At 71.1% G+C, this 11,348-nt stretch carries 9 protein-coding genes and 1 pseudogene; 5 read left to right on the plus strand and 5 right to left on the minus strand.

What is annotated here, in order from left to right; all coding sequences use genetic code 11:
- Positions 1-25: 25 nt before the first annotated feature.
- Positions 26-754: a hypothetical protein gene (locus tag ACFWQG_RS16300; RefSeq protein WP_378508671.1), complete on the plus strand. Its 729-nt coding sequence runs from the start codon at positions 26-28 to the stop codon at positions 752-754.
- Positions 755-769: 15 nt separating this feature from the next.
- Here the strand turns inward: ACFWQG_RS16300 and ACFWQG_RS16305 are convergent.
- Positions 770-1,333: pseudogene (locus ACFWQG_RS16305) on the minus strand (helix-turn-helix domain-containing protein); the annotation flags it as partial.
- A 219-nt stretch (positions 1,334-1,552) separates the two neighbouring features.
- On the opposite strand from ACFWQG_RS16305, the gene ACFWQG_RS16310 reads away from it, so the two are divergent.
- The 4 genes from ACFWQG_RS16310 (at position 1,553) to ACFWQG_RS16325 (ending at position 4,854) form a co-directional block, all read left to right on the plus strand.
- Entirely contained in the window at positions 1,553-2,164 is a 612-nt protein-coding gene (locus ACFWQG_RS16310; protein ID WP_378508672.1) for a TetR/AcrR family transcriptional regulator, read from the plus strand.
- 43 nt (positions 2,165-2,207) lie between these two features.
- Positions 2,208-3,197 carry a thioredoxin-disulfide reductase gene (trxB, locus tag ACFWQG_RS16315; protein WP_378508673.1) on the plus strand — a complete coding sequence of 330 codons (990 nt, stop codon included), beginning with the start codon at positions 2,208-2,210 and terminating at the stop codon, positions 3,195-3,197.
- Positions 3,198-3,234: 37 nt separating this feature from the next.
- Complete coding sequence (trxA, locus tag ACFWQG_RS16320) at positions 3,235-3,558, plus strand: thioredoxin (RefSeq protein WP_378508674.1); 324 nt, start codon at positions 3,235-3,237, stop codon at positions 3,556-3,558.
- A gap of 96 nt (positions 3,559-3,654) precedes the next feature.
- Positions 3,655-4,854, plus strand: coding sequence for an N-acetylmuramoyl-L-alanine amidase (locus tag ACFWQG_RS16325; protein WP_378508675.1), 1,200 nt, complete (start codon positions 3,655-3,657; stop codon positions 4,852-4,854).
- Positions 4,855-4,896: 42 nt separating this feature from the next.
- Here the strand turns inward: ACFWQG_RS16325 and ACFWQG_RS16330 are convergent, their stop codons facing one another.
- The 4 genes from ACFWQG_RS16330 to rsmG form a co-directional block, all read right to left on the minus strand.
- Complete coding sequence (locus ACFWQG_RS16330) at positions 4,897-5,571, minus strand: GNAT family N-acetyltransferase (RefSeq protein ID WP_378508676.1); 675 nt, start codon at positions 5,569-5,571, stop codon at positions 4,897-4,899.
- 225 nt (positions 5,572-5,796) lie between these two features.
- Positions 5,797-6,888 carry a ParB/RepB/Spo0J family partition protein gene (locus ACFWQG_RS16335; protein WP_378508677.1) on the minus strand — a complete coding sequence of 364 codons (1,092 nt, stop codon included), beginning with the start codon at positions 6,886-6,888 and terminating at the stop codon, positions 5,797-5,799.
- Positions 6,888-7,892: a ParA family protein gene (locus tag ACFWQG_RS16340; protein ID WP_378508678.1), complete on the minus strand. Its 1,005-nt coding sequence runs from the start codon at positions 7,890-7,892 to the stop codon at positions 6,888-6,890. The genes ACFWQG_RS16335 and ACFWQG_RS16340 overlap by 1 nt, the downstream gene beginning before the upstream one ends.
- 53 nt (positions 7,893-7,945) lie before the next feature.
- Positions 7,946-8,617, minus strand: a complete 672-nt coding sequence (gene rsmG, locus ACFWQG_RS16345; protein ID WP_378508679.1) for a 16S rRNA (guanine(527)-N(7))-methyltransferase RsmG — start codon at positions 8,615-8,617, stop codon at positions 7,946-7,948.
- Between the last annotated feature and the right edge of the window lie 2,731 nt (positions 8,618-11,348).

Here is an 11,348-nt window from a genome sequence, read left to right on the forward strand (position 1 = left end):
TTCACGATCGCAAGAAGGAGGTGTCATGGTCACCGAGGGTGAGGACGCGCGTCGCCCCCCGCTCACTCCCGAACAGCTCGCCGATCTGCACGGTGACGTGCTATCCGACGACGAGGCGGACCGGATCCGGACCGCCGCAATGAACGACCCCGACGCCATCGCCACCCTCGCCGCACTGGACCGCGTCCGGACCGAACTCGGCGCGCTGCGGACGGATCCGGCGCCGGCGCCGCCCGCGCCACCCGAGGTGATCGACCGCCTGCACGCCGCGCTCGGGCTCACCGCCACCGACGAAGACCGGTCGCCGATCCCTGCGGTGTCCTCCCGACGACGCGATCCCGTCCGGATCGCGGCCGCCGCTGCCGCCGCCCTCGTGGTGTTCGCGCTCGGCGCGATCGGCATCACGCGCCTCGGCGACGACGGGCCGTCCTCCGCACCGGAGGAGACGGTGCTCGCCGACCCGGCGGCCATCCAGCTCGGCGACGAACTGCGGCCCGACGCCGCGCTCGCCGTCCTCGGTCGGACCGAGAACGGCAGCCTGACCGACCCGATCCGCAGATCGGATTGCCTGCGGGCCAACGGAATTGACCCGGCGACCCCGCTACTCGGGTCGGGGCCGGTCCGGCTGCGTGGCGCCGCCGGTGTGCTCCTCCTCGTCGCCGGACCCCGCCCCCCGCAGATCACCGCCCTCGTCGTCGGGTCCGGTTGCAGCGCATCCAATCCCGAGACCCTGGCCCGAACCGACATCGGTTGACCGACACCGGGGGGCGTCGGCGCCCGCACCGGGCAGCAGGATCGACAGGATCGCGCCGCGCACGCCCTCGGTGTCCTCGCTCGGCGCGATCAGCGACAGGAACATCGCCGCGCCTGCGCCGAGCGCGATGAGGGCGCGCGCGGTGTCCGGGTCGGTTCCGGCGCCGGGAGTGGGTCCGGGGAGCAGCGCGGTCGCCGGGCCAGCGAAGTTGCGCCACAGCGCGGCGCGCAGGTCGTCGTGGTCGCGGAGGGTGGCCAGCAGTCCGGGCACCGCGGCCCGCACCTCCGGCCGCCGGAACAGTTCGGAGCTGCCGGTGACCACCCAGCGGATCCAGCCCTCCCGGTCGGCGCCGTCGAAGGGCGTCAGGTCCGGGGTCACGCCGAGCACTGCGTCGAGCACCAACTGGGCCTTCGAGTCCCAGCGGCGGGCGATCGCGGCACGGCTCACGCCGGCGCGAACCGCGATGGCACGGACACTGAGGCCGTCGAAACCCAACTCCAGCAACAGCTCTCGCGTCGCTGTGAGCACCTGTGTGTCGATGCGGGGGTCACGGGGTCGGCCCGAAGCGGTGGCATTCATTGCCCGTCATTGTCGACCACCGGGGCCGGTCCGACCACCGGACACGACCCGCCGCGGCGGGCCGGGTCACCCGTCCCTGCCTCGACATCGGGCGCCGGCCATCGGTGCCGGGGCACCCGACTACGATGTCCTCGACCACTGCGGCCCGGTCACGACGCGAATCGGGGGCGCACCACCACCGTCCGGACGACCCGGACCGGCCCACCGGGAGGGACGGCGTTGCCGCGTATCACTGCACCGACCGTCGCCGAGCACCGGGCCGCCCAGCAGCGGGCCCTTCTCGACGCCGCTCGCGAGGTGCTCGCCGAAGGCACCCCGGAGATCCCCGGGTTCGCGGAGGTCGCCGCCCGCGCCGGACTGGCCCGATCGAGCATGTACCAGTACTTCAAGTCCCGCCAGCACCTCCTCGACGCGCTGATCGAGGATTCCTTTCCGCGCTGGTCCACCCGAGTCGAACGGGAGATGGCGGCGGCCGGGTCGGCGGACCGGCGGGTGCTCGCGTACGTCCGGGTCAACCTCGACCTGGTCGCCGAGGGGGAGCATGCGATCGCCTCCGCGATCTCGTCGATCGCCCCGAGCGAGAAGGTCGGCGCGGCCGGGGCGGAAATGCACGCCCGCCTTGCCGCGCCGTTGGTGACCGCGCTGGCCGAGCTTGGAGTCCCCGATGCGGCCGAGACCGCGGACCTGGTGAACGCGATCGTGCACGCCGCGACCCGCCAGATCGAGGCGGGCAGCGACGCCACCGGCGTGCAGTCGCGGGCCGCCGCCCTCGTCGAGCCCTATGTGGCGTTCATCGCCGGACGGGCCGTACCGGGGAACATCACCCCATAATCTGGTGTTGAGCCAGACGACGTCCACTACCTGGAAGGCCCGCATGACTACCCCGACCTCGGTTCGTGACCTGATCATCGTCGGTTCCGGACCCGCCGGATACACCGCAGCCGTCTACGCCTCCCGCGCCGAACTCCAGCCGCTGCTGTTCGAGGGCACCCAGTTCGGCGGCGCCCTGATGACCACCACCGAGGTGGAGAACTTCCCCGGGTTCCGGGAGGGCATCATGGGCCCCGACCTGATGGACGAGATGCGTGAGCAGGCGAAGCGGTTCGGCGCCGACATCCGCACCGAGGACGTCGAGGAGCTCGACGTGACCGGTCCGGTGAAGAAGGTCGTCGCGAACGGCGAGACCTACTACGCGCACGCGGTGGTGCTCGCGATGGGCGCGGCCGCCCGCTACCTCGGCATTCCCGGCGAGGAGACGCTGCTGGGCCGCGGCGTGTCGGCCTGCGCCACCTGCGACGGCTTCTTCTTCAAGGACCAGGACATCGCGGTGATCGGCGGTGGCGACTCCGCGATGGAGGAGGCCACCTTCCTGACCCGGTTCGCCCGTTCGGTCACCCTGGTGCACCGCCGCGAGGAGTTCCGCGCGTCCCGGATCATGCTCGAGCGCGCGAAGGCCAACGAGAAGATCCGGATCGTCACGAACGCCGAGCCCGTCGAGGTGCTCGGCGAGAGCAGTGTCACCGGTCTGGTGCTCCGCGACACCGTCACCGGTGAGCAGTCGACGCTGCCGGTGACCGGCATGTTCGTCGCGATCGGTCACGATCCGCGCAGCGAACTCGTCGCGGGTCAGGTCGACATCGACGACGAGGGGTACGTGCGGGTGCAGTCCCCGACCACGCACACCGCGGTGGAGGGCGTGTTCGCCGCCGGTGACCTCGTCGACCACACCTACCGGCAGGCGATCACCGCGGCGGGCACCGGCGCCTCCGCCGCGATCGATGCCGAGCGGTGGCTCGCCGAACGCGGCGACATCACCGGCAACACCGTCGACGCGGCCGGTCGCCCCGTCGCCGTCGACGCCTGACCTGGCCACACCACCCACCCGTCCCCGAGGAGACACCATGGCGAACACCATCACCATCACCGACGACTCGTTCCAGCAGGACGTGCTCGACTCCGAGAAGCCCGTTCTGGTCGACTTCTGGGCGACCTGGTGCGGACCGTGCAAGATGGTCGCACCCGTGCTCGAGGAGATCGCCGGGGAACACGCCGAGAAGCTGACCGTCGCGAAGCTCGACATCGACGCCAACCCGTCCGCTGCGCGGGACTTCCAGGTCATGTCGATTCCGACGATGATCCTGTTCCAGGGCGGCAAGCCGGTGAAGCAAATCGTCGGCGCGAAGGGCAAGGCTGCACTGCTCAAGGACCTTTCCGACGTACTGTAGCGATCGCAACAGCCCCCGGGATTCCCGATATCCCGGGGGCTTCTGCGAGAATCACCCACTGGGTATTGCCGTCAGGACGAGGAAGGGTTCCCACGTATGCATCGACTCCGTCACGGCGATCACGGTCCCGCCGTTGCCGAGATTCGAGGCACCCTGTCCGCCCTCGGATATCTCCGCGGCGGCGTGTCGCTGACCTCCCGTGAGCCGGTGAACGGCTCGCAGTGGGTGGCCCCCGACGCCGTGTTCGACCATCACCTCGATAGCGCGGTACGCGCGTTCCAGCAGCAGCGCGGCCTGCTCGTCGACGGCGTCGTCGGCACCGCGACGTACCGGGCGCTGCGGGAGGCCTCGTACCGGCTCGGCGCGCGCACCCTCGCGTACCAGCTGTCCGCGCCGCAGTACGGCGACGACGTCGCCGCGCTGCAGACCCGGCTGCAGGACCTCGGTTTCTACTCCAGCCGGGTGGACGGCTACTTCGGCCCGAAGACGCACGAGGGGTTGTCCTCGTTCCAGCGGGAGATCGGCATCGCGTCCGACGGCATCTGCGGACCGCAGACGCTGCGCTCGCTCGATCTGCTCGGCACCCGGGTCACCGGGGGTTCGCCGCACGCGATCACCGAGGAGGAGTCGGTCCGACGGTCCGGACCGCAGCTGAGCGGCAAGCGGATCGTGATCGACCCCGATCTCGGCGGCGCAACGACCGGCATGGTGCTGGCGACGCCGAACGGCCCGATCACCGAGGCCGAGATCCTGTGGGACGTTGCGAGCCGGCTCGAGGGGCGGATGGCCGCCACCGGCATGGAGACGTTCCTGTCGCACCCAGCGAGCAGCAACCCGTCGACCGCGGAGCGCGCGGCAACCTCCAACTCGTTCGACGCGGACCTGATGATCTCGCTGCGCTGTGCGAGCAGCCCGAGCCGCAACGCGAACGGGGTCGCCAGCTTCCACTTCGGCAACTCACACGGCGCCACCTCCCGGATCGGGCAGGTCCTCGCCAACTTCATTCAGCGTGAAATCGTTGCGCGCGCACCACTTCAGGATTGCCGATCGCACGGTCGATCCTGGGACCTGTTGCGCCTCACCACGATGCCGACCGTTCAGATCGACATCGGTTATCTCACAAACGATTCCGACGTCAAAACCTTGATCAATCCGCGGAATCGCGACATCATCGCCGAGGCCATCCTGATCGCGGTCAAGCGCCTGTACCTGCTGGGTCAGGACGATCAGCCGACCGGCACCTACACCTTCAAGGAACTGCTCGCCGAGGAGCTCGCGAAGGCCGAACGGGCCTGACGGTCCGGTTCCGTTGCCCGGCGAGCGGGGCGGCGGTGCGGGTCAGACACCGATGGTGGACCGCGCGCCGCTGTCGGCGGTGGTCACCGCTGCGGACATCAGCAGCCGTTCCAGGGCGGACTCGACGTCGGCCTTCCAGCCGTGATCGCGGTCCAGTTCGAGACGCATCCGCGGATAGCGGTGGTGCGCCGCGACCACCTCGAAGCCCATGTCGGCGAGGAACCCGGCGTCGATCATGCACTCGGTCGGCCCGCACTGGTGAGTGCTGCCCGGCGTCCGGTCGTCGTCGGGTCCACGGACGATGCCAAACGCCTCCAGCGCACGCACGCCGCGCCGCACCAGATCGCTCACGACGGCCTGAATCAGGCTCGGCCCCACCCCGTCCAGCTCGGCGGCCGGTTCGAGCCGCATCGTGGTCAGCAGGACCGCGTCCGGGCTCACCGGGGAGGTGGGGAACAGGGTGGATCGGGGCACGTTGCCCGGCGGCGAGTAGAGCGCACACCCGGCGGGCCGCCCCTCGAGGGTCGCGACCTGCCCGCAGGAGCCCCACTCGAGCATGACCATCGACAGCCAGGCTTCCTTCTCGAACTCGGGGTCCGCGTACACGCGGGAGTTGCGCAGCGCGTCCGGGTCCATCTCCCAGAAGATGCAGCGGCGGGAGTGCCGGGGAAGCCGATCGAAGCCGTCGAGGGTGAGCGGACTGATGCGCATCGACACCCTGTCTCTCGCCTCCACGACGTCACGTCTCGGACCCGGGGTCGGCGACCGCGGGTCATCACCACATCCAGGATAGGCGATCCCGATCGTCCTGGCCGTTCCCGACCGGAGGCGCATCGGATGACGTTGGGGGGCACTGCATTTCAGTGCGTCCGGCGGGACAGGTAGAGGAAACCCCGGCGTGAAACGTCACGGTGACGTTTCACGCCGGGGTCCCTGACGGCACTATTCCGCGCCGGAGGTCTCCATCATCTCCACGATCCGCTGCAGATCGTCCACCGAGCCGAACTCGACGACGATCTTGCCCTTCCGCTTCCCGAGACTGACGGTAACGCGGGTGTCGAAGGCGCCGGACAGCCGGTCCGCGACGTCCTGCAGACCCGGCATCTGGATCGGCTTGCGCTTGACCGGGGGAGTGGGCAATTCCCCACCGTCCCGGTTCGCGAGCGTCACCGCCTCCTCGGTGGCGCGGACGGACAGGCCCTCTGCCACGATCCGGGCGGCGAGCAGGTCCTGCGCCTCGGCGCCCGCCTCGAGCGACAGCAGCGCCCTGGCATGCCCCGCGGACAGCACCCCCGCGGCGACCCGGCGCTGCACCGGAATCGGCAGCTTGAGCAGCCGGATCATGTTGGTCACCACGGGGCGCGAGCGCCCGATGCGGGCAGCCAGCTCCTCGTGGGTGACCTCGAACTCCTCGAGCAACTGCTGGTACGCCGCCGCCTCCTCGAGCGGATTCAGCTGCACCCGGTGAATGTTCTCGAGCAGGGCGTCCCGCAGCATGTCGCCGTCGCCCGTCTCGCGCACGATGGCGGGGATCGACTCGAGCCCGGCGGCCTGGCTGGCCCGCCACCGCCGTTCACCCATCACCAGCTGATAGGTGTCCGTCCCGGTCGCCCGCACGACGATCGGCTGCATCAGACCGAACTCGCGGATGGAATGCACCAGCTCGGCGAGCGCCTCCTCGTCGAACACCGACCGCGGCTGCTTCGGGTTGGGCTGGATCTGTGCCGCCGGGATCTCCCGGTAGACGGCGCCGTCCACCGGGGCCAACTCCGGGGTCTTGGCCGTCGCAGCGGTCTTGCCGGTGGTCTTCGCCTGCGTCTTGCCGGACGCCTTGGCCTGCGGCCGACCCGATCTGGTGGCCTTCCCTGCGCCGTCGGCGGGTGCCGCCTCGGTGGGGGAGGGGACCGCCGGGGCGGTTCCGTTGCCGATGATGATGTCGGCTGCGGCGTTGCCGAGACGCGGACCCGCGTCGGGGCCGGGCGGGATGAGCGACGCGAGCCCGCGACCGAGACCGCCCTTGCTTCTCTGTGCCACTAGTTCTCCTGCGATGTGATCGATGCGGTACGGGCGGCAAGTTCACGTCCGGCGTCGAGATAGCTCATGGCGCCGCGTGATCCGGGATCGTAGTCGAGAACGGTCATCCCGTAGCCGGGAGCCTCGGAGACCTTCACGCTGCGGGGGATCACCGACCGCAGCACCGCCTCCCCGAAGTGGTTCCGCACCTCCTCGGCGACCTGGTCGGCCAGCTTGGTCCGGCCGTCGTACATGGTCAGCAGCACCGTCGACACGTGCAGGTCGGGATTGAGATGCGACTTGACCATCTCGATGTTGCGGAGCAGCTGGCCAACCCCCTCGAGCGCGTAGTACTCGCACTGGATCGGGATGAGGACCTCGTTGACCGCGACGAGGGCGTTGACGGTGAGCAGCCCGAGCGACGGCGGGCAGTCGATCAGCACGAAGTCGACGTCCAGGTCGGATAGGAACGCATCGGACAGGGCGCTCTTGAGTCGGTTCTCGCGGGCGACCATCGACACCAGCTCAATCTCGGCGCCGGCGAGGTCGATCGTCGCGGGAATGCAGTACAGCCGCTCGCTGTGCGGGCTCTGCTGGACAGCTTCCTTCGCGCTGACCTCCCCGATGAGCAGCTCGTAGCTGGACGGCACCCCGGAGTGGTGCGGGATGCCGAGCGCGGTGCTGGCATTGCCCTGCGGGTCGAGGTCGACGACGAGGACGGTGAGCCCCTGAACGGAGAGCGCGGACGCCAGGTTGACCGCGGTGGTGGTCTTCCCGACGCCACCCTTCTGGTTCGCGACGGTAAGCATGCGCCGCCGGCTCGGTTTCGGCAGGGTCACACTCCCCGGATGCAGGACCTGGCTGGCGCGCTGCGCGGCGGCCCCGATCGGGGTCTCCTCGAGGGAGATGCCGTCGTATGGGCCGGGGGCGTGGGCACTCGGGTCGGTCGAGGGTGCGGTGTCGGTGGAACGCGAGGGATTGGGGTCCGTTTCATGTGAAACAGTTGCTTCGGGTCCACCCGACATGTATTGCTCCTCACTCGAAGTCACTCGACCGCCGGTCCCACCGATCCTCGACGTCATCGGCGATGCGATCGCTTTGGAATCCGTTCCGCCCGAACCACGGTCGTCGGTGTCGGAAGGACGTCGGCGCCGCATTCGACGATCTCCAGCTTGCCAGCCCCCAGGCGGGTGAGGGAAGCGCGATCGCGCTCGATCTCCTCGGCCGCACTGGACCCCTTCATCGCCAGCATCCGGCCGTGCTCGTGGATCAACGGCAGCGACCACCGCGCCAGCTTCTCCAGCGGGGCGACGGCGCGGGAGGTGACCACATCGGCGCCGCCCGCCTCCTGCACCACCCCGGCCTGCTCCGCCCGACCCCGAACCACCCGCACATCCAGGCCGACCGATTCGATGAACTCGGCGAGGTAGACCGAGCGCCGCAGCAGCGGCTCGACCAGGGTGATCCGCAGGTCGGGTCGGGCGATCGCGAGCGGGATGCCGGGCAGACCCGCACCGCTTCCGACGTCGACGACCGACTCGCCCTCACCGATCAGTTCACCGAGCACGGCGCAGTTGAGCAGGTGCCGTTCCCACAGCCGCGGGACCTCCCGTGGCCCGATCAGACCACGTTCGACGCCATCCGTCGCGAGGGATTCGTGATACTTCTGGGCCAGCGCGAAACGCTCCCCGAACACACGGTGCGCGGCGTCGGTGAGGTCGATGGGGTCGGTGGGTTCCACGTGAAACATCTTCCCGTGTGCACTCGGGATTCCACAAACCAACAGGCCGTGTCTCGCCGACCGACATCAGATGCTCCCGGGCCGCCGACGGACCGTGCTCGGTTCGGGTGTCACAGCGACAGCGTGGACCCCGTGCTTGCGATGCACCCCGGCCGATGGGACGCGACAACGTCCGGTCGATCCGGCGGTGGGGGAGGGGAGGGCGCCGCCCCGGAACACGCGGCGTCGGCAACCCACCGCCATCGGGGGACGAGCGCCCCGGGACGCCGGACCGCGGGCGGCTGAGCGGATCCGGGATGGCAACCGGAGGACCGAGGGCTGGCGCGCCCGCCGACCACGTCGCACGGTGACGGACCGACACGGTGTCGGCGGTGCGCCTTCCAGGCCTCGCGACGCGGCCATGTTTCACGTGAAGCAGGGACCCACCGCCGGGGCGGAGGAATCGGCGCCGGCCCGGTTCATTCGCGGGGACCCCCATGTTGGCGCCCGGGCATTCAATCACCGCCCGGGGCGTTGTCGTCGGCACCAATGCCGTAACGGCTTCGCCTCCGCGCACGGTGCGGAGCCAGCGGGAGCGACATTCTCCGGACGGCGATGGTCCGGCCCGGCTCATCCGAGCGGGACGGGGACACGTGCCCAGGCGCCGGACACCGTCCCGGAGGCACCGGCATGACGGCGTCGCGGTCGGCGTCAGCGGGGGTCGGGCGGTCGAGGCGGTCGTCGGGTGGGTGCCGGGGCGCCCGTCTGCCCGCGGCGGTGCCCGACCGATCGATCGGGGATGCCAGCCGCCGGTCGCGCAAAACCCGAAACAGCGTGGACTCGACCGCAGCGAACCGGTTGGGCGGGACACCGGGCCGTCTTCGCAGTCGGCGCCGGCGGGACGCGGGACGTCGAGACGGCCGTCGGGTGGGAGCCGGGGCGCCCTCCTGCCCGCGCGGCCGGGCCCGGCCGATCGATCGGGATGCCGACCGCCGGTCGCGCACCACCCGAAACAGCGTGGGCTCGACCGCAGCGAACCGGTTGGACCGACGGGGCAGGAGGCACGGCCCGGCGGCCCGGGCGCGACGTCCACGCTGCGGGTTGATCCCACGAGCCTGACGGCGGGACACCATCCGGCCAGCGCGCTGCCGGTAGACCTGGTCCCGGTCGAAGCCGTCGACCACGGGCGCACACGGCGTCCGCCACGCCTGCGTATCCGCACCGAACTCCGCGGGAACACCGCCGGTCCGGTAGCCGGAACGGCCCACCAGCCCGGTCCCCGCCCAGATGGAGAGTTCGGCCCGGGGTTTTGGTGCTGTCGTGGGGTGGGTCGGGCGCGGATGCCGTCGGGCTGGCAGCGGCGCCTTCCGCCCCGGCGGCGCCCGGCGGACTGGGTCACCGCACCGGATCCCGACGGCGGGCGCGGGCACGCCACACCACCCGCGCCGACCTGGTCACCCTCGACAAGCGCGGTGGAACGGGCGCCCCGCATGCGGCGACCGGACCGGACGAATCGTGACACGGGTCGACGACGTGAGGTGCGGGCCACCCGGATGCGCGGTGGCGCCCGGACGCGCTGGCGCGGTCGGCCTGCGGTACCGCTGCACCGCGGACACCCAGCTGACGCAGCACGGTCGACCACGCAGCCAGCGTGGAAGCTGCCGACCGCGACGTGCCGGTCGGGCTGACCGCCGGACTGGCGCCGTTCCCAGCCGACGAGGGGTCGCCGGTCAGGCGTACCCGGCTCCCGCTCGACACGCGCAGGGCCCTCGATTCACGTGAAACATGGCGACCGGCCACCGGAGTGGGGGAGGGGAGGGCCAAGGGAGGGGAGGGGCCGACCGCGACCCTGGCCGAGCACGGACCCTTAGCCAAGGGCCGGGCGACCCCTCGAATGTTTCACGTGAATCGGCGGCGCCCGGCGCGAGCCCGTCCATCCCGTCGCGGTGCGGTACGCAAACCCGCAGGGTCATCCTTCGCAACGCCCGAGGACGCAATCCCGGGAGAGTCGCGGCCCCCACCTGGAAGCATTCGGCCGGTCGTGTACGAGCACCGCCCGCGACGCCGCTCGGAGCGCGTGCGACGACATGCATTCGCACTCCCATCCACCGACCCGAACGGCGGCAGGCGAGCCCATCCGGGTCGCGCAATTCAGCACGGCCGACGGTGCCGCCTCAGCCACGTGGTCGTGCGCGGGATCCGTTCCGGCGTGCCACCGGCCGACGCAGGGATGCGCCTCGCCTCCCTCGGTGCCGTACCTGGCGCACCGATCGTCATCGGATGCGCGACGGGAGCCCCTCCACGGACCCCGCTCCGGCGCGGACCGCATCTGCCGCAGCGGCGGCGACGTCAGGAGGCGGGGCTGAACGCCGGTGTGGCTGGTGCCCAGTCGGCCGCGCCCGCACCCGACACGGCCGGGTTCCCCGGGGGCACCTGATCCGACGGGACGTCCGCCCCGGCCGGTCCTGCCGGGGACCACCCCCGATGTTTCACGTGAATCACGCCCGCAGCGGACGCGACCCGCATGGGCGCGGGTCGCGCAGATGCCTGGGGAGCCAATCCGCGGGCACGACCCGTGCACGGGCTGGGCCGGCCCACCGTCGCGTCGGCGCCGGCGACGACACCGCCGGCGAAGATCGAGCACCGGGGCCGCTCACCGCGGAGGGCGCCGGCGCGCATCACCCCGCACCCACCGCGCGGGTGATGCCCGGTGGACATCGGCCGGGCGAGGGACGAGCACACACCGCAGTGTTCCGCCTCC

Source organism: Rhodococcus sp. NPDC058532 (genome assembly GCF_042719255.1).
GTDB lineage: Bacteria > Actinomycetota > Actinomycetes > Mycobacteriales > Mycobacteriaceae > Rhodococcus_G.